This is a genomic window from Nocardiopsis sp. NPDC006198, assembly GCF_040613895.1.
GTDB classification, from domain to species: Bacteria; Actinomycetota; Actinomycetes; order Streptosporangiales; family Streptosporangiaceae; genus Nocardiopsis; species Nocardiopsis tropica.
In genome coordinates, this window is sequence record NZ_JBEXSY010000021.1 from 48357 (window position 1) to 65952 (window position 17596).

16 protein-coding genes are annotated in these 17596 nt (G+C 75.4%); 6 read left to right on the forward strand and 10 right to left on the reverse strand.

Features of this window, described 5'->3' with window-relative positions:
• Positions 1–16: 16 nt before the first annotated feature.
• From ABZ234_RS16475 to ABZ234_RS16485, 3 genes are all read right to left on the reverse strand, one after another.
• Positions 17–517, reverse strand: a complete 501-nt coding sequence (locus tag ABZ234_RS16475; RefSeq protein WP_355012677.1) for an RNA polymerase sigma factor — start codon at positions 515–517, stop codon at positions 17–19.
• Between the two features lie 340 nt (positions 518–857).
• The gene (locus tag ABZ234_RS16480; protein ID WP_355012612.1) at positions 858–1433 is read right to left on the reverse strand and encodes a hypothetical protein; all 576 of its coding nucleotides are present in this window, start codon (positions 1431–1433) and stop codon (positions 858–860) included.
• 50 nt (positions 1434–1483) lie between these two features.
• Complete coding sequence (locus ABZ234_RS16485; protein ID WP_355012613.1) at positions 1484–2878, reverse strand: hypothetical protein; 1395 nt, start codon at positions 2876–2878, stop codon at positions 1484–1486.
• Positions 2879–3029: 151 nt separating this feature from the next.
• Between ABZ234_RS16485 and ABZ234_RS16490 the strand changes: the two genes are divergently transcribed.
• Together ABZ234_RS16490 and ABZ234_RS16495 are read left to right on the forward strand one after the other, a co-directional pair.
• Complete coding sequence (locus ABZ234_RS16490; protein WP_355012614.1) at positions 3030–4427, forward strand: molybdopterin-dependent oxidoreductase; 1398 nt, start codon at positions 3030–3032, stop codon at positions 4425–4427.
• Positions 4427–4915: a hypothetical protein gene (locus ABZ234_RS16495; protein ID WP_355012615.1), complete on the forward strand. Its 489-nt coding sequence runs from the start codon at positions 4427–4429 to the stop codon at positions 4913–4915. Before ABZ234_RS16490 ends, ABZ234_RS16495 begins: the two co-directional genes overlap by 1 nt.
• A gap of 41 nt (positions 4916–4956) precedes the next feature.
• Here the strand turns inward: ABZ234_RS16495 and ABZ234_RS16500 are convergent, their stop codons facing one another.
• From ABZ234_RS16500 to ABZ234_RS16525, 6 genes are all read right to left on the reverse strand, one after another.
• Complete coding sequence (locus ABZ234_RS16500) at positions 4957–5637, reverse strand: class I SAM-dependent methyltransferase (RefSeq protein WP_355012616.1); 681 nt, start codon at positions 5635–5637, stop codon at positions 4957–4959.
• Positions 5625–6296: a DUF2064 domain-containing protein gene (locus tag ABZ234_RS16505; protein WP_355012617.1), complete on the reverse strand. Its 672-nt coding sequence runs from the start codon at positions 6294–6296 to the stop codon at positions 5625–5627. Before ABZ234_RS16505 ends, ABZ234_RS16500 begins: the two co-directional genes overlap by 13 nt.
• Positions 6293–7069, reverse strand: coding sequence for a glycosyltransferase family 2 protein (locus ABZ234_RS16510; protein ID WP_355012618.1), 777 nt, complete (start codon positions 7067–7069; stop codon positions 6293–6295). The genes ABZ234_RS16505 and ABZ234_RS16510 overlap by 4 nt, the downstream gene beginning before the upstream one ends.
• Before the next feature lie 70 nt (positions 7070–7139).
• A complete protein-coding gene (locus ABZ234_RS16515) occupies positions 7140–8213 on the reverse strand; it encodes an NAD-dependent epimerase/dehydratase family protein (protein WP_355012619.1) in 1074 nt (357 codons plus the stop codon).
• 200 nt (positions 8214–8413) lie between these two features.
• A complete protein-coding gene (locus ABZ234_RS16520) occupies positions 8414–9628 on the reverse strand; it encodes an MFS transporter (protein ID WP_267949662.1) in 1215 nt (404 codons plus the stop codon).
• A 713-nt stretch (positions 9629–10341) separates the two neighbouring features.
• Entirely contained in the window at positions 10342–11103 is a 762-nt protein-coding gene (locus tag ABZ234_RS16525) for an SMI1/KNR4 family protein (protein WP_355012620.1), read from the reverse strand.
• A gap of 166 nt (positions 11104–11269) precedes the next feature.
• Between ABZ234_RS16525 and ABZ234_RS16530 the strand changes: the two genes are divergently transcribed.
• Genes ABZ234_RS16530 through ABZ234_RS16545 form a run of 4 tightly spaced genes read left to right on the forward strand, consistent with a single transcriptional unit; the run spans position 11270 to position 14818 of the window.
• Positions 11270–11689 carry a universal stress protein gene (locus ABZ234_RS16530; protein WP_344185249.1) on the forward strand — a complete coding sequence of 140 codons (420 nt, stop codon included), beginning with the start codon at positions 11270–11272 and terminating at the stop codon, positions 11687–11689.
• Positions 11686–12696, forward strand: a complete 1011-nt coding sequence (locus ABZ234_RS16535; protein WP_355012621.1) for a tripartite tricarboxylate transporter substrate-binding protein — start codon at positions 11686–11688, stop codon at positions 12694–12696. The genes ABZ234_RS16530 and ABZ234_RS16535 overlap by 4 nt, the downstream gene beginning before the upstream one ends.
• Positions 12697–12720: 24 nt before the next feature.
• Positions 12721–13260 (forward strand): tripartite tricarboxylate transporter TctB family protein, encoded by a 540-nt coding sequence (locus ABZ234_RS16540; protein ID WP_355012622.1) that lies wholly within the window; start codon positions 12721–12723, stop codon positions 13258–13260.
• Between the two features lies 1 nt (position 13261).
• The gene (locus ABZ234_RS16545) at positions 13262–14818 is read left to right on the forward strand and encodes a tripartite tricarboxylate transporter permease (RefSeq protein ID WP_355012623.1); all 1557 of its coding nucleotides are present in this window, start codon (positions 13262–13264) and stop codon (positions 14816–14818) included.
• Positions 14819–14892: 74 nt separating this feature from the next.
• Here ABZ234_RS16545 and acnA read toward each other — a convergent pair whose 3' ends face one another.
• The gene (acnA, locus tag ABZ234_RS16550; protein WP_355012624.1) at positions 14893–17565 is read right to left on the reverse strand and encodes an aconitate hydratase AcnA; all 2673 of its coding nucleotides are present in this window, start codon (positions 17563–17565) and stop codon (positions 14893–14895) included.
• Positions 17566–17596: the final 31 nt, after the last annotated feature.

The following is a 17596-nucleotide window of genomic DNA, read 5'->3' on the forward strand; positions in this document are numbered from 1 at the left end:
CCGCCCCGGACGCGTGTCAGGCCGCCTGGCGCAGCATGCGCGCCAGGTCGCGCCGGCCGCGCGCCACGCGGGAGCGCACCGTGCCGACGGGGGTGCCGATGGCCCGGGCGGCCTCGGCGTAGGGCATGCCCTGGATCTGGGTGAGCACGAAGGCCGTTCTGCGGTCCTCGGGGAGGCCCTCCAGCAGGGACAGCAGGGCGAGGTACTCGTCGAAGCGCCCCTGGTGGGCGCACACGCCCTCCTCGGCCCACCCGTCCACGGCCTCGTGGCGCGGGATCCGGCTCTGGGCGCGGTAGCGGTCGGCCACCGTGTGGCGCGCCACGGAGAAGAGCCAGGCGCGCACCGGGGCGCGTCCCGCGTAGTGGTCGAGCCCGCGCAGGGCGCGCGAGAAGGTCTCCTGGGTCAGGTCCTCCACCCAGGACGGGTCCACCCGGCGGGCGATGAAGCGCGCCACGTCGTCACGGGTGCGCGCGAACAGGGAGTCCAGCGCGTCGCGCGCGCCCTCCTTGGCGCGCATCGCCAGGGCTGTCAGTTCGCCGTGCTCGCCGCCGGGGCGGAGGGGGCCCGTTCCCGGGGAGCCGTCGGGGGGTGCGGAGGGGATGGTCTCGCTGAGGGAGAGCATGTCGGTTCTTTCTGTCGCCGACCGCGCGGACCCCGGGACAGGGGTCGGCGGAGGACCGCGCGGTACACGTCGGAGGGGGCGCTCGGCAGGGCGGAGCACCCCGAGGGGCCGGCGGGGCCCGGACGGCGCGTTCGACCGTTCTCCGGCGCCGGGGCGGTGCGGGAGATCAGGGCAGGGGGTCAGGGCAGGGACGGCCGTGACCGCGCCCTGCCCGGGGCGTGGCGAACGCGGGGTCTCAGGCGGGCAACAGGGCCGGGGGGCCGCGCAGGACGCGCGTGTGCCGCAGGTACGGCAGCCGGATGCGGACGGGCACGTCCGCGGTCCGCAGGCGGGGCACGAGGGGGCCGCGCGGTGCGGGCAGGCCGCACACCAGCACCAGCAGCGGGAGGAGGGCGAGCGCCATGAAGCGCAGGAAGGCGAACAGCGCCGTCTCCCCGCGGCGCAGCCACCACGCGCTGACCAGCGCGGAGACCACATGCATCCCGATCATCGTCCACGCCGGCATCGCAGCCTGGACCACCACGTCGCCCTCGTGCGAGGCGGTGTGCGGACCTCCGAGCGAGCCGACGTAGCTGAAGGCCACGTGCAGGGCGAACTGGCCCCAGAGCATCCACCCGGTGAGGGTGGCCCAGCCCTGGCGGCGGTTCGCGGCCGCCCACGCCATGGCGAACACGACGGCCGCCCCCGCGAGGAGTCCGGCGAGGGGGACGTCGTGGCCGGAGCTGAGCGCGTGCCCGTGCGCGGACAGGCTCGCGCACACCAGGGTGAACACCCCGGCGCGCAACGGGCGGCACGACTCGCTCTCGGTCATCTCCCCTCCATCGTCCCACCACCGCGGGGGGCGGCGACGGCGGGGCCGGGTCACCAGCCGGTGAGCAGCAGGTGGTTGACCAGGAGGGCCGTGGCCCCCTGGGCGGCCAGCCACCCCCGGTGGTGGCGGTCCGGAAGGAGGGCCGCGGCGGGGACGAGCCACAGCACGAACGGCAGCCAGATCCGTTCGGTCTCGCCCTTGCTCATCCCCGAGAGGGTGGCCACCGCGATCGCCCCGAGCCCGGCGGCGACGAGCAGGACCGTCGTCGAGGCCTCCCGGGACGGCGCCCGGAGCAGGCCGACCGCCGCCGCGGGCACCCCCGCCAGTGCCCGGCGCAGGCCCGCCGCGGTCGCGGGTCCCACGGCCAGGCACGCGACGGCGAGGTTGGCCCACACCCAGTACGCGTAGGGGCGGACGGCCGCCACCCCCTGGTAGTAGCGCTCCACGAGCAGGCGGTACCCCTCCCACCAGTGGAAGCCCGCCGCGGTGAAGGCGGCGGCGACGACCAGGGCTCCCGCCAGGGCGTAGGGGAGGGGGCGCGCGTTCCTCGCGCACAGGAGCACGGCCAGGGCCGGGACCGCGGCGAGAACCAGCCCGTAGGACAGGTACACCGCCCACCCCAGGAGCAGGCCGGCCGCCAGCGCGGTGGAGCGCGGCGCGCGGGCGCCGGGCGACGCGCCGACCGCGAGCAGGGCCAGGCCCCACGCGGTGACCGCCGCGAAGTAGCCGTCCGCGGACACGCCCGCCCACACCGCCGCGGGCAGCAGCACGAGGAACGGGGCCGCCCGGCGCGCCGCCCCCTCCGCGCCGAGCGCGCGCATCGCGACCAGCACGGCCGCGGCGGCCGACCCGCCGGCCAGGATGCACCAGAGCCCGGCCCACGCCCCTCCCCCCAGGCCGATCCGGTCCAGGGCGACGAAGGTCAGGACGGCGCCCGGCGGGTGCCCGGCCACGTGCGTGGGCCAGTTGTCCGGTTGCCCGATGAGGATGTGCCGGGTGAACGTGCTCAGGGCGGCGCCCGCGTCCTCGAAGCGGTGCACCGAGGACAGGTACTCGTGGGGTGACAGGAGGCGGTCGGCGATCCCGCGCCTCCAGCCGTCGACCAGGGCGAGCGCGGCGGTCCAGAGGGCGGACACCGCCCAGGCCGACCCCACCAGGGCGCGCCAGGGCAGGGCGCGCGCGGCCGCGGGACCGCAGGCCGCCACCGCCGCCGCCAGGGCCAGGGCCGGCACCGTGCCCGGCCCCGTGTGCGGGAGCCAGGAGGCGTACAGCGGCGGCCAGTCGACGTGGAGGACGCCCCGTGTGCGCTCGATCCAGGTGCCGGTGACGGCCGCCGCGGCGAAGAGGAGCACGGCCAGGGCGGCGGCGGTCAGGTCGGCGCGGAGGCCGCGACGGGCGGCGCCGGGCGCCTCCCGGTCGTTCCGGTGGAGTTCTGGCTGCGTCACGCCGTCACCGTAGGTCACGGCCGCCGTTGTCGCGGGGTGCGCGGCGGCGTGTCGCCGGGACGGGGGAAACCGCTGTTCGCAGGGGGTGCGGTCGGACACACCGCCGAGCGTGCGGTCCGCTCCCGGCGCGCCCGGTCGACCTAGGGTGACCGTGGCCGATCCATCGTTGCGGAGGGCGGAGGACCACGTGGACGAACGGGAGGGCGGTCCGCCCCGGGGACGCGCGACCGGCGGCGGGCGCGCGGGGACCCCGGCCCCCGGGCCCCGGCTGCGGGCCGGCGGGTTCCGCGCGCTCCTGCGGGACGGTCCCCCGTACGGCCCCACCCGGGCGGAGTTCTGGCGCAGCCCGCTGCGCGGACCGCGCCTGACGTCCCTGCTGGGCGCGGTCCTGCTCGGCGGGGTCCCGGTGCTGTTCCTCACCGGCCTGCTGTCCTACGCCGCGTACAACCCCGATCTCGGGTCCAACGACATGACCCCCGGCAAGGGGCTCCTCGGGTTCCACCTCTTCCCCTGGCCGACCGACCCGCCGTGGCTCTACCGCCTCACCCAGGGCGTGCACGTCACGCTCGGCGTCACGCTGGTACCCGTCCTGCTGGCCAAGCTGTGGTCGGTGGCGCCCCTCTTCTACCGCTGGCCCCCGGTCCGGTCCCCCGCCCACGCGCTGGAGCGGCTGTCCCTGCTGTTCCTGGTGGGCGGGGCGCTGTTCGTGTTCGCGACCGGGATCCTCAACATCCAGTTGGAGTACGCCTTCCCCGGCTCCTTCTACCCGCTGCACCTCTACGGCTCCTGGGTGTTCGTCGCCGCCTTCTCGTCCCATGTCGTCCTGAAGCTGCCGGCCGCGGTACGGGCGCTGCGCGGGCCGCGCCGGGGCGCGGGCGCCCCGCCGCCCCCGCCCGGGACCGGGGAGGGCCTGATCGCGCCCGCCCCCGCGCCGCGGACGGCCTCGCGCCGCACCCTGCTGGGCGCGGTGGGGCTGGGCTCGCTGGCGCTGTTCCTGACGACGGTCGGCCAGAGCCTCGGCGGCCCGTTCCGGCGCACGGCCGTCCTGGCGCCGCACGGCAGGCTGCCCGAGGACGGGGCCGACGGCTTCCCGGTGAACACCACCGCGGCCCACGCGGGGATCACCGGCGCCGACACGGGCCCGGACTGGCGGCTGACGGTCCGGTACGGGGACCGGGAGGCCGTCCTCACCAGGGAGGAGCTGCTAGCCCTGCCGCAGCACCGGTCGGCGCTGCCGATCGCGTGCGTGGAGGGGTGGTCGACGCGCGACCTGGACTGGGAGGGGGTGCGCCTGGCCGACCTCGCCGCCCTGGTCGGGGCGGACGGGGCCCCGGGGGTCCTCGTGGAGTCGGCCCAGCGCTCGGGCGCCTTCCGCAGGGCCGCCCTGCGCGCCAACCAGGTCGCGGACCCGCGGTCGCTCCTGGCGCTGCGCGTCGGCGGCGAGGACCTGTCCCCCGACCACGGCTACCCCGCGAGGGTGGTCGTGCCGGCGAACCCCGGCGTGCACAACACGAAGTGGGTCACCAGGCTCGGCTTCGGGGAGGTGTGATGGCGTTCCTCCGCCGCTGGTACGGGGCCCCGCCGTGGCACCTGCTGCTGATGGCCGGCGTGTTCGCCGTGGTCGCCTACGCGGGCGTGCGGCTGCTCGCCGGGGGCAACCCGTGGGGCATCGCCGTGTGGTTCGCGGGCGCGGCCCTGCTGCACGACCTCGTCCTCGTCCCCGCCTACAGCCTGGCCGACCGCCTCCTCCGGGCCGTCTGCCTCGGCCGGTCCGGACGCCCGGACGGTACCCGCGGGGAGCCCGGCCGGGCGCGTACGGCCCTGCTCGACCATGTGCGCGTCCCGGCGGTCGCCTCGGCCCTCCTGCTCCTGGTGTACCTCCCGCTGGTCCTCGGCCCCCCGGAGGCCTACGTCTCCAAGACGGGCCTGACCGGGGAGCCGTTCGGCCCGCGCTGGCTGGCGGTCTGCGCGGTCCTGTTCGCCGCCTCGGCGGCACTGGGCGCGGTCCGGTACGCGCGGGCCGCGCGCACGTCCTGAGCGGCCGCCGGCGCGGCGCCGCTCCCCCGGCCCGCCGCGGCTCAGCGCGGGGAGCGCAGCGCCGCGAACCGGCGCCCCCGCACCCTCCACGCCTCCGACCACGTCCATCCGGCCGCCTCCGCGCACAGCCGCAGGGCGGGGAGCCCGACCCTCGCCCACGGGAACGGCGCCCCCGGATCCCGGCGGCCGTCGGTGACCTGCACCGTCACGCACTCGTGGACGTCCTGGCCCGCGGCCTCGACGACGAGCAGGCCGCCGGGCAGGACGACCTCCCGTATCCGGGAGAGCAGGTCCCCGGGCACGCCGCCGATACCGATGTTGCCGTCGAGCAGCAGGGCGGTACGCCAGGCTCCCTCCCGGGGCAGGGGGTCGAACACCGACGAGCGCACCGCCCGGCCGCCCGCCTCGACGGCGCGCGAGACCGCGACGGGGTTCGTGTCCACGCCCAGCGCGAGGTGGCCCCGGGCCGTGAGCGCGGCGACCATGCGGCCGGGGCCGCACCCGACGTCGACGGTGTCGCCCTCGGCGCGCTCCAGCACGCTCTCGTCGGCGGCGTCGGTCCCCCCGCACCAGCGCTCGACCTCCAGCGGGAGCATCCACCCGTCGGACCGGCACAGGAACAGGGGGCCGCGCCCGCTGGCGAGCGCCTGCGAGTAGGGGTCGCACAGCCACGGGGCCGATCCGGCGTCGATCCCGGTCCCGGCCGCGCTCACCTGCGGCACCGCGCTCTCGCCAGCCGGACGGCCCTGCCGAAGCGGCTGCGGGGTATCAGCGACGCCACGAGGGCGGCGTCGCGCGCGGTGTCGACGTCGGTGATCCTCTCCAGGTCGCCCACGCGCAGTCCCGCGCCGACGAGCCGCTCGCGCTGGACCCGGCCCGTGTGCGCGGTCGACATCGGAACGCCGCGCAGCAGAGCGGGGTCGGGGGCGGCCAGGCCGAGCGCCCAGAAGCCGCCGTCCTCGCTCGGTCCGAACCACGCGTCGGCGCGGTCCCACGCGTCCGGGGCCAGCGCGGGCGCCAGGAGCGCCCGGCTCACCTGAGGGGTGTCCATGCCGATCAGCAGGGTGGGCCCCGAGCACGCGGCGAAGGCGTGCGCGAGCCGCTCGTCCAACCCGGCGCCGACCTGCGGCACCACCTCGAAGCCCGGGGACGGGAGCCAGGGGCCGGGCCTGCCCTCCAGGACGAGGAGCCTCCTCCTGGCGGGGAGGGAGCGCACCGTGTGCAGGGTGTCGGCCAGGGCCGCCTCCGCGAGCGCGGCGGCCTCCTCCCTCGTGTACTCCGGGGTGAGCCGCGTCTTGACCAGGCCGGGGACCGGTTCCTTGGCGATGACCACCAGGGTGGCGGCCCCGGTCGGCAGGGCGGCGTCGCGGTGGCCGGTCACGGCGACCCTCCCCCCGCGGGCGCGCGGCGCCGGGCCGGGGGCTCGCGCAGGACCGCCGTCATGTCGCGCACGGCGGTCCAGGTGCCCCGCCACGTCCCGGTGACCTTGGACCTGCCCGACCTGGGCAGGTAGGGCACGTCCACCTCCTCGATCCGCCACCCGGCGTCGGCGGCGCGCACGACCGTCTCCAGGGGGTAGCCCGAGCGGCGGTCGGCCGTTCCCAGCCCGAGGAGCCCGGCTCTGCGGGCCGCCCGCATCGGGCCGATGTCGCGGACCCGCACCCCGGTCCGGGAGCGCAGCATGCGCGCGACGGCGGCGTTGCCGGCCCTGGCGTGCACCGGCCAGGTCCCCCGGCGGGTGGGGCGCCGCCTGCCCATGACCAGGTCGGCGCCGCCGGAGCGGACCCGCTCCACCATCTCCGGGAGGAGCCCGGGGTCCAGGGAGGCGTCGCAGTCGCAGAAGCAGACGAACTCGGCGGTCGCGGCGCTCAGGCCCGCGTGGCACGCCGCGCCGAAGCCCCGGCGCGGTTCGGGGACGACGAGGGCCCCCAGGGCCTCGGCGACGGAGGCCGAGCCGTCCGTCGAGCCGTTGTCGACGACGATCGCCCGCCAGCCCGGCGGTATCCGCTCCATGACCCAGGGCAGGGCGGCGGCCTCGTCCAGGCAGGGCAGCACCACGTCGACGGGCGGCGCGGGACCGCCTCCCCCGGGACCGTGGCCGGCGCGCGCCGGTTCGTCGTTCTCGCGGTCGTGCTCGTGAGGTTCACTGGTCATCTTGGTCACGTTACGAATCGATGCCCTTGCCGGGCGTGAACGACGGGCGCGACACGCGGAGGCGTCGTCCTCACCCCGTCGTGGCCCCCGCGCCGACCGATCCGCGCAGGTCGGCGCGGGCGAACTCGGCCATCCCCTCGGCGAAGCCCACCCTCGGCCGCCAGGACAGCTCCTCGACCAGCCGCCGGGAGGACGCGGTGATGTGCCGTACGTCGCCCAGCCTGTACTCGCCGGTGGTCCGGGGCGCCGGGCCCCCGTACGCGTCCGCCAGCGCCCGCGCCATCTCGGCGATGGTGTGCGGCGTCCCGCTTCCGGTGTTGAAGGCGGACAGCTCCCCGCCGGCCCGGTCCCGCACCGCCTCCAGTGCCGCCACGTTGGCCCTGGCCACGTCCGCGACGTGCACGAAGTCGCGCCGCTGGCGGCCGTCCTCGAACACGCGGGGCGCCTCGCCGCGGGCGAGCGCGGAGCGGAAGAAGGAGGCGACGCCCGCGTACGGGGTGTCGCGGGGCATCCCGGGCCCGTACACGTTGTGGTAGCGCAGGGACACCGCGCGCCCTCCGACGGCCCTGGCCCACGACGCGCACAGGTGCTCCTGCGCCAGCTTCGTGGTGGCGTAGACGTTGCGCGGGTCGGTCGGCGCCTCCTCCCCGACCAGGCCGGGCACGAGCGCGGCGCCGCAGCGGGGGCACGGGGGGTCGAACACCCCGGCCGCCAGGTCCGCCTCCGCCCTCGGTCCCGGGCGGACGTCGCCGTGCTCGGGGCACGTGTACCGGCCCTCGCCGTAGACGACCATCGAACCGGCCATGACGACGTCGCGGACCCCGGCCCGGGCCATGGCGGCCAGCAGGACCGCCGTGCCCAGGTCGTTGCAGCCCACGTAGTCGGGGGCGTCGAGGAAGCCGGCGGAGCCCAGCCCGACCATCGCCGCCTGGTGGCAGACCGCGTCCACCCCGCGCAGGGCACGCTCGACGGCGTCGCCGTCCCGGACGTCGGCCACGACGTCGACGCCCTCCCGCGGTCCCTGCCCGGGGTGGGCCTGGGGCAGGTAGGCGTCGAGGGTCACCGCCTCGTGCCCGGCCAGGCGGAGTTCCTCCGCCACCCGCGATCCGATGAACCCGGCCCCGCCTGTGACTAGTACGCGCATGGCCCCAACCTACGTTTCGATCACTCACCGTCACCGTTTCCGCCACGCACGGTGCGGTGTTTCCGCGGTCGGCGCCCCTGTCGGACGCCGACCGCGACCCGGGGGCCGCACGGCGGCGGGCGGTCCGCCGGGCGTGCGGGGACCGGGCCGCGGCGGGCGGACCGACCGCGGCCCGGTCCGGCCGCCCGCCCGGGGCGGCCTCAGACGGCCGCGCCGGACCGGCGGCGGCGGGTCGTGCTCGCGCCCGTGGCCAGGGCCACGGTGAGCAGGACGGGCACCAGGAGGCCGGTGCCCACTCCGCCCTGCTCCGAGAGCACCCCGATCACGGGGGCGCCCAGCAGGGGTCCCAGGTAGCCGATGGCCGCGACCGTTCCCAGGTTCTTGCCGACGCGCCGGGGATCGATCTCCGCCGCCGCGCTGAACAGCTGGGGCACCGCGCACGAGAGGCCGAGGCCGACCAGGGCGAACCCCGCCAGGACCGTGGCCTGGGTGGGCAGGCCCAGGGCCAGGGAGAACCCGGCGACCGCGACGAGCGCACCGGACCTGAGCAGGACCACCCGGCCCAGCCACAGGACCAGGCGGTCGCCCATGAGGCGGCCGATGGTCATGGTGACCGTGAACGCCGCGAACGCCGTCGCCGCCATGGCGCCGGAGGCGCCCACGCTCTCCTGGGCGTAGAGCGCGCTCCAGTCCTGGACGGCGCTCTCGGTGAGCATCGCGGCCAGGGACAGCACCCCCAGGGTCAGGAGCAGGGGGGAGAGCCGGAGCCTGCCGGGTGACCCGCCGGCGCCGCACTGCTGGTCGACCGCCGGTGGCGTGTACCGCGCGAGCGCTCTCGCGGGGGCCAGTGCGGCCAGCGCCAGGAGCGCGCCCATGGCCTGGAAGGTGATGAGGGGGCTGAGTCCGACGTGGGCGGTGACGACACCGCAGACGGCGCCGAAGGACGCTCCGAGCGACACGAAGGCGTGGAAGGAGGACAGGAGGGGCCGTCCCAGCGGCTGCTGGAGGGTGGCGGCGTGGGTGTTGACGCTGATGTTGAGCAGGGAGTGGGCGACGCCGAGGACGAACAGGGCGGCGGCCAGCTCGCGTGGCCCCATGGCCGCTCCCGGCAGGGCCAGGCAGAGCGAGGCCGCGACCGCGGCCGGGGGGACGACGAAGCGGGGGGCGCACCTGTCGAGCAGGGCGCCGCCCACGCGGGCCGTGATGATCGCCCCCACCCCCATCGCGAGGAGCGCGAGGCCGAGCTGGTCGGCGCCGACGCCGCTCTGCTCCTTGACCGCGGGGATGCGGGAGGCCCACACGGGGATCACGGCCCCGGTGAGGAAGAAGTACCCGGCGAGGGCCGATCGGGCGTGGAGGGCCCTTTTCTCACTGGTATCCCGATCTGGATTGGGGTGCGCGGTGTCAGGTTTCATGGACACTCTCCAGGTTCTCTGGGGTGGTGGAATCGAACGTCACCGCAGGAAATGGTCACGGGCGAGGTCGGGGTCAGGGGCGCATGCGAACACGCAGGCCTCTGGCCGCGCTCTCCCTGCCAGACCCATGGTCGGCCGAAAACACGAGGTTACAAGCGCCGCAACCCGAAGAGTAGTAATTCGCGGACTTTATTTTGTAGAACTGCGAATGGCTTAATCCAGAATTTTCACAAAGTTGTGGAACATGGGGATATTATCCGAGATATTCTTTTTCTCGGAAACAAATGAGAACACCGGAAAGAATGGCAATGACCAACAGATCCCGCTTGTCGACGCATTCGACCGAAGGACACATGCCGCACAGCAGGACAAAAGAACCCGGCGCGCGAGAATTGGTTACCCCGGTCCGAAGTTATCCTGTGGCTTCCTCCACCGGGGAGCACCCCCGCCGGAACACGAAGTGTGGTCCGCCACACTCCTCCATACAGCCCCACCTGGAACACCAGGTCAGACCCGTCCCGGCCACCGGGTGCGGACGGCGGCCGGTGTCGGCCGGACGCCGGCGGCGGCTCCCGGAGCGACTCCGGGGCCGCCCGGATCCCGCGCGCGGGGAGTCGGACGCCCCTGTGTCCCCGGCCCCCTCACGCGGGGGCGCGCACGCCCGCCGTCCCCTCCCCGACCGGGGGGCCGGGGACGCCGGGCACGGGGCCCGCTCACCCGGCGCCGGGCGCCCCCGCGTCCAGCCAACCCACCAGGTCGTCCGTCAGCAGCTCCCCCTCCGACGCCACGTCCTCCCCGATCGCTCCGAGGCCGAGGCGGTACACGCTCTCGCGGTCGCGGCCGTGGCGGCGCATGAACAGTCCGCCGCCCTCGCCGTCGTCCCCCATCAGGACCCAGTCGGCCGCGTACCGGCGCACCTCGAAGGTCTCGTTGCGCTCCCCGATCAGGTGCGGACCGTAGGCCAGGACGCCGTTGGCGAGCAGCGCCCCCGGCGTGGACCGCCACAGGCGGGCCACCGCGGGGTTGGGGCCGTCGCGGAGTCCGAGCGCCAGGGCCGTCCGCACCGCCAGGAACCCGGCGAAGGACTCCGCCACCGGGGACTCGTCCCCGTCGAGGGCGTCCCGGCGCACCACCTGGAACTCCCCGCTCGCCCCCGGGCGGTCGAGGGCGAAGCTGTAGCCGTCGCCGCAGCCGGGCTCGACGCAGAAGCACAGTCTCGCGCCCTCCCTGCGCCATCCGGCCGTGAGGTCCTCGGCCACGGCGTTCTCGTGCGGCGGGGGGACCGTCGCGATGTCCGCGCCCCCGACGGTCCCCCGGCCGAACCTGCCCAGCCACCACCGGTACGAGCGCGGCAGCGGGCCCACCCGCTCCTCCGCCGCGCGCAGGGCGGCCTCCGGAACGGGGGCGGCCCGGCCGCGTCCCAGTTCCGGGGTCCCCTCGACCAGGTCGGCCAGCTGTGTCAGATCCGCTTCCATGGCGGCGATCCTGCCAGGGGGCACCGTCACTCCACGGCCTCCCCACCGCCAGCGGGCGGCGTCCCGGCCGCCGCTCCCTCCCCTGCCGTTGACGGATCGGCCCCGGTGATACAGCCTATACACTGCACACTGTGACGCCAGTCACGGATGGTTCGAGGAGGAGCAGATGACAGTGGTGCTCGCACACGCCCCCGTGGAGTCCGCCGAGGCGGCCTTCGCGCAGGCGGTCCGACAGGCGGGACTCCAGGGCGGCGAGTTGGTGATCGCCAACGCCGTCTCGGACGACGCCGCCGCCGACACACGGGCCGCCGACGAGTCCCGGGTCCGCGAACTCGTCGGGCGCGCGGAGGCCGAGGGGGTCCGGGCGAGGGCCGTACGCCTGGCCGACGCCGACGCGGCGGCCGCCCTCCTGGAACTCACCGAGGAGCTGGACGCCGACCTGCTCGTCATCGGGGTCCGCCACCGCTCCGCGATCGGCAAGCTGCTCATGGGCAGCACCGCCCAGCGCCTGCTCCTGGAGGCGTCGTGCCCCGTGCTCGCGGTGAAGTCCGGAGCCGGGCCCCGCAGAGCGGGAGGCCCCGCGTGATCGGCGACAAGGGCCTCCTCGGCGCCGGGATCGGCCTCGCCCTGGTCGTGACGACCGGGTTCTTCGCCGTGCAGGACGCCGCGGGCGGCGACGAGGGCTCGCGCGCCCGCTCCGCCCTGACGGTCATCGCCCCCGCCGCGGCCGGAGGGGGCTGGGACCTGGCCGCCCGCGAGTTCCAGCAGGCCACCAGGACGGAGTCGATCGTCAACAACGTCCAGGTGGTCAACGTGCCCGGCGCGGGCGGCACCATCGGCCTGGGCCAGCTGGCCAGGCTCGACGGGGAGCCCACCACCGTGATGGTCACCGGCGCCGCCATGGTCGGCGGCGTGGAGATGGGCGGTTCCCCGGTCCGGCTGAGCGACGTGACGCCGATCGCGCGCCTGACCGACGACTTCGAGGTGATCGCGGTTCCCGCGGACTCCCCCTGGCAGACCCTGGACGACTTCCTCCGGGCCTGGGAGGAGGACCCGGACATCCCCGTGGGCGGCGGGTCGGCCGGATCGCCCGACCACCTGGTCGCCGGGCAGCTCGCCGAGGCCGCGGGGCTGGACCCCGCCGACCTGCACTACACGCCGCACGCCGGGGGCGGGGAGCTGACGATCTCCCTGCTCTCCGACGCCGGCGGCACCGTGCAGATCGGCGTCACCGGGTTCAACGACTTCCGCGACCTCATCGAGGGCGGGCGGCTGCGGGCGCTGGCCGTCGTGGCGCCCGAGCGCCTCGACGGGTTCGACATCCCGACCACCGCCGAACTCGGCTACCCCTCCGTCGACCTGGTCAACTGGCGCGGCCTCGTCGCCGCCCCCGGGATCACCGACGAGGACCGGGCCGAACTCCTGGCGATCATCGAGGAGATGTACGGGGCCGACTCCTGGCAGGAGGCGACCGACCGCAACTACTGGCAGCCGAACTGGGCCGGTCCGGAGGAGTTCGCGGAGTTCCTCACCGACGAGGAGGTCCGGATCCGCACGCTCATGACCGACCTCGGCCTCATCTCGGGCTCCTGAGCCCGAGGACTTCACGGAGAGAACATGTCACACACAGACCTCGACAGCGGCTCGGCCGCCGACCCGGCGGAGGCCCCGCCGCGGGCGCCGTCCTTCTGGGACGGCCGCGGCGAACTGGTCATCGGCGGCCTCCTGCTCGCCATGGCGGGCACGCTCGCCGCCGGCAACGCGGGGATGGACGTCATCGGCGACGGCGGCCTGCTCGGCCCCCAGGGGTTCGGCTGGTTCGTGGCCGCGCTCGCCGCCGTCATCGGCCTCCTGCTGATCGTCGCGGCGCTGCGCCGCTCCCCCGGGCGCCGCGCCGCCCTGGCCGCGGAGGAGCGCACCAACTGGCGCGCCGTCGGCCTGGTCCTGCTCGGCATCGCCGCCTTCAGCGGCCTCATCGACATCGTGGGCTGGCTCCTCATGGCGACGCTGATGTTCACGGCCGTGGCGACGGGGCTGGGCAACCGGAACCTCCTGCGCAGCCTGACCGTCGGCTTCGTCATGGCCGCGACCGTCCAGATCGTGTTCAGCGGCATGCTCGGCCTGAACCTGCCCTCCGGCGTGCTGGGGGGTCTGTGACATGGAGCAGCTGACGCACCTCATCGGCGGGTTCGGCGCCGTCCTCACCCCCATGAACCTCCTCTGGATCACCCTCGGCGCGTTCCTGGGCACGGCGGTGGGCGTCATGCCAGGCCTGGGATCGGCCATGGCCGTGGCCCTGCTGCTGCCGATGACGTTCACGCTCGACCCGCTGGCCGCGCTCATCATGTTCAGCGGCGTCTACTTCGGCGGCCTGTTCGGCGACTCCACCGCGGGCATCCTGATGAACACCCCGGGCAACAGCACCGCGATCGCCACCACCTTCGAGGGCCACAGGATGGCGCGGTCGGGGCGGGCCCCGCAGGCGCTCGCCACCTCCGCCATCGGCGCGTTCACCGGAGGCGTTCTCGCCACCGTGCTGGTCGTCTTCTTCGCGCCCTCCATGGCCGACCTGGCGACCAAGTTCGGCCCCGGCGAGTACTTCGCGCTGGCCGTCTTCGCGTTCGTGGCGATCTCCGCCGTGGTCTCGGAGTCGCCCCTCAAGGGCCTGGCCGCCCTGGCGTTCGGCCTGGGGCTCGCCCTGGTCGGCACGGACCAGTCGACGGGCACCGCGCGCTTCACCTTCGGGATGCCGGCGCTCTTCGACGGGATCAGCGTCGTCGTCATCACCGTGGCCGTGCTGGCCGTCGGCGAGGTGCTGTACGCGGCCGGGCGCGTGGGCCACCGCGGCGCGCACGAGATCGTCCCCTCCGCGGGACGGCCCTGGCTGTCGGGCAGGGAGTTCCGGGCGGCGCTGCCCGCGTGGCTGCGGGGCGCCGGCATCGGCATCCCCTTCGGCATCATCCCGGCGGGGGGCGCGGAGGTCCCCACCTTCCTCGCCTACAGCGCCGAGCGCCAGCTGGACAAGCGCCGCCGCAAGCCGATGTTCGGCAAGGGGGCGATCCAGGGCGTGGCGGCCCCGGAGGCCGCGGGCAACGCGACGGCGGGGAGCGCGATGGGGGCGCTGCTGTCGCTGGGCCTGCCGACCTCGGCCACCGCGGCCGTGCTGCTGGCCGCCTTCCAGCAGTACGGCATGCAGCCCGGCCCCCTGCTGTTCGAGCGCAACGGCGACATCGTGTGGGCCCTCCTGGCGGGCCTGCTCCTGGCCACGGTCGTGCTGCTGGTCATCAACCTGCCGTTCGCGCCGCTGTGGGCGAAGCTGCTGCTGCTCCCCCAGTCCTACCTCTACGCGGGCATCACGGTCTTCGCCTGCCTCGGGGTCTACGCCACGGGCGCGAGCAAGACGGACCTGGTGCTCATGTGCCTCCTCGGCGTCCTGGCGTTCGCCATGCGGCGCACGGGGGTGCCCCTGGCCCCGGTGCTCATCGCGGTGATCCTGGGCCCGCTGGCGGAGTACTCGCTGCGCGACGCGATGGCCAACTCCGGCAACGACCCGCTCACCCTGGTCGGGAGCCCGATCACCGTCGCGCTCTACAGCCTGCTCCTGCTCGGGCTCGTCTGGACCGCGTGGCGGCGGCTGCGCCCCGCCGCGCCCGCCGGTGAACCCGCCGCGGAAGACCCCGAGGACTCCGAGGAGGTCCCGCGGGCGCGGAGCTGACCCGGCGCTCCGACACGGAGGGGCCGGCCGGGGGGACTCCCGGCCGGCCCTTCGCCGTGCGGCGCGCGGTCGGATCAGTCCCGGGCCCGCCCCGGCTCCGACAGCGCCCGGTGCAGGATGTAGGGCAGCAGCCCGCCGTGGCGGTAGTAGAGCTGTTCGCGGGAGGTGTCCACCCGGGCCCGCACGGTGAACTCGGTGACCCGGCCCGTGCGCAGGTGGCGGGCGGTGACGGACAGGCGCTCGGGGACCTCGTCGCGGCCCTCCAGCCCCGTGACGGCGTACTCCTCCTCCCCCGTCAGCCCGAGGCTCCCTGCGCTGTCGCCGTCCTCGAACTGGAGGGCGAGCACGCCCATGCCCACCAGGTTGGAGCGGTGGATGCGCTCGAAGGACTCGGCGATGACCGCGCGCACGCCCAGGAGCGAGGTGACCTTGGCGGCCCAGTCCCGGGAGGAGCCCGTGCCGTACTCCCGGCCGGCGATGATCAGCATCGGCTGCCCGCGGTCGCGGTGGCGGTCGGCGACGGCGTGGACCTCGCCGACCGTGCGCTCGTCGCCGTCGGGGCCGAGGTCGACGGCGCTGCCGCCCGGCAGGCCGGGGGTCATCGCGTTGCGGAGCCGGGGGTTGGCCAGGCCGCCGAGTTTCATCACCTGCCAGTTGCCCCTGCGCGAGGCGTAGGTGTTGAGGTCGCGCGCCTCCACGCCGCGCTCGCGCAGGAACCGTCCGGCGGGGCTGTCGGCGGGGATGCGCCCGGCCGGGCAGAGGTGGTCGGTGGTGACGGAGTCGCCGAGGACCTGGAGGGCGCGGGCGCCCACGATGTCGCCGTGCGCCCCCTCCGCGCCCCGCTCCGCCGCCAGTTCCAGGAACGGGGGGCGCTGCAGGTACACGGAGTCGGGGTCCCAGTCGAACCGGGCTCCCCCGGGCGCGGTGAGCCCCCGCCAGTTCTCGTCGCCGTCGAAGAGCGTGCCGTAGACCTCGGTGTACATCGACGGTTCGATGCCGGCGGAGACCACCTCCTCGATCTCGGCCTCGGTGGGCCACAGGTCGGCCAGCATGACCGGCTCGCCGTCCGGGCCGGTGCCGAGCGGGTCGGCGGTGAGGTCGACGCGGGTGGTGCCCGCCAGGGCGAAGGCGACCACGAGCGGGGGAGAGGCGAGGAAGTTCAGGGAGACGTCGTTGTTGATGCGGCCGTCGAAGTTGCGGTTGCCCGAGGTCACCGAGGCGGCCACCAGCCCCCTGTCCTCGACGGCGGCCGCCGCCCCGGGCGCCAGCGGCCCGGAGTTGCCGATGCACGTCATGCACCCGTACCCGACCAGGCCGAACCCCAGCTTCTCCAGGTCGCGCATCAGGCCGGCGCGCTCCAGGTAGTCCACGACCACGCGGGAGCCGGGGGCCAGGCTGGTCTTGACCCACGGTGCGACGCCCAGTCCGCGCCGGACGGCGTTGCGGGCGAGGAGGCCGGCGGCGACCATGACGGCGGGGTTGGAGGTGTTGGTGCACGAGGTGATGGCGGCGATGGCGACGGCGCCGTCGCGCGGCCCGGACGCGTCGGGCCCCTCGGCGGGCGCGGGCCCCTCGGCGCGGCCCAGCTCGGCGAGGGCGGCGCGCACCGCCTCGCCGGTCCCGGCCAGCTCGACCCGGTCCTGCGGTCTGCGCGGTCCGGCCAGGCTCGGGGTGATCCCGTCCAGGTCGACGACGAGGGTCCGGTCGAAGCGCGGCCTGCGGTCGGGGGCGTGCCACAGGCCCTGCTCCTTGGCGTAGGCCTCCACCAGCCGCACGTGGTCCTCGCGGCGCCCGGTCAGGCGCAGGAACTCCAGGGTGCGGTCGTCGACGGGGAAGAGCGCGGCGGTCGAGCCGAACTCCGGGCTCATGTTGGCCAGGGTGCACCGCGTGGCGACGCCGGTGGCGCCGACCCCGGCGCCGAAGAACTCCACGATGCTGCCGACCACGCCCAGGCGCCGCATCCTCTCGGTGACGGTGAGCACGAGGTCGGTCGCGGTGACGCCGGGCCGCAGTTCGCCGACCAGTTCCACGCCGACCACCGGGGGGATGAGCAGGGAGACCGGCTGGCCCAGCACGGCCGCCTCGGCCTCGATGCCGCCCACGCCCCAGGCCAGCACGCCCAGCCCGTTGACCATGGTGGTGTGGGAGTCGGTCCCGGCGACGGTGTCGGGGAGGGCCAGGCCGTCGCGCACCTCGACCACGCGGGCCAGGTGCTCGACGTTGATCTGGTGCATGATGCCGGCGCCGGGCGGGACCACCTCGAGTGTGCTCAGCGCCCGCTGCCCCCACTTGAGGAACCGGTAGCGCTCGGCGTTGCGCTCGTACTCGCGCCGGACGTTGAGGCGGGGGGCGTCGGGGCGGGCGAAGAAGTCGGTGGACACCGAGTGGTCGACCGTCAGCTCGGCGGGGATCGCGCCGTCGACGGCACCCGGGTCCCCGCCGCGCTCGGCGACCGCGTCGCGCAGCGCGGCCAGGTCGGTCAGGACGGGCACGCCGTTGGTGTCGTGCAGGAACACCCTGGAGGGGTGGAAGGCGATCTCGTGGGTGCCGGTGCGCCCCTCGGCCACCGCCGCGATGTCGGCCCCGGTGACCAGGTCGCCGTCCTCGTGGCGCAGGAGGTTCTCCAGCATGATCTTGTGCGCGAGGGGCAGCCGTTCGGTTCCCGGCACCGCCCCGATGTGGAAGTACTCCGCGCCGCCCGCCGCGGACCCCAGCCTCCGGCGGCTGCGGTGTGAATCGATCGACATCAGTCCTCCTAGCCTATAGGCTACATGATGT

Excerpts from the sequence above, each read along its gene's own strand:
- ABZ234_RS16475 (WP_355012677.1), bottom strand. The coding sequence starts at position 517 with ATGCGCGCCAAGGAGGGCGCGCGCGACGCGCTGGACTCCCTGTTCGCG.
- ABZ234_RS16480 (WP_355012612.1), bottom strand. The coding sequence starts at position 1,433 with ATGACCGAGAGCGAGTCGTGCCGCCCGTTGCGCGCCGGGGTGTTCACC.
- ABZ234_RS16495 (WP_355012615.1), top strand. The coding sequence starts at position 4,427 with ATGGCGTTCCTCCGCCGCTGGTACGGGGCCCCGCCGTGGCACCTGCTG.
- ABZ234_RS16510 (WP_355012618.1), bottom strand. The coding sequence starts at position 7,069 with ATGACCAGTGAACCTCACGAGCACGACCGCGAGAACGACGAACCGGCG.
- ABZ234_RS16515 (WP_355012619.1), bottom strand. The coding sequence starts at position 8,213 with ATGCGCGTACTAGTCACAGGCGGGGCCGGGTTCATCGGATCGCGGGTG.
- ABZ234_RS16520 (WP_267949662.1), bottom strand. The coding sequence starts at position 9,628 with ATGAAACCTGACACCGCGCACCCCAATCCAGATCGGGATACCAGTGAG.
- ABZ234_RS16525 (WP_355012620.1), bottom strand. The coding sequence starts at position 11,103 with ATGGAAGCGGATCTGACACAGCTGGCCGACCTGGTCGAGGGGACCCCG.
- ABZ234_RS16530 (WP_344185249.1), top strand. The coding sequence starts at position 11,270 with ATGACAGTGGTGCTCGCACACGCCCCCGTGGAGTCCGCCGAGGCGGCC.
- ABZ234_RS16540 (WP_355012622.1), top strand. The coding sequence starts at position 12,721 with ATGTCACACACAGACCTCGACAGCGGCTCGGCCGCCGACCCGGCGGAG.
- ABZ234_RS16545 (WP_355012623.1), top strand. The coding sequence starts at position 13,262 with ATGGAGCAGCTGACGCACCTCATCGGCGGGTTCGGCGCCGTCCTCACC.
- acnA (WP_355012624.1), bottom strand. The coding sequence starts at position 17,565 with ATGTCGATCGATTCACACCGCAGCCGCCGGAGGCTGGGGTCCGCGGCG.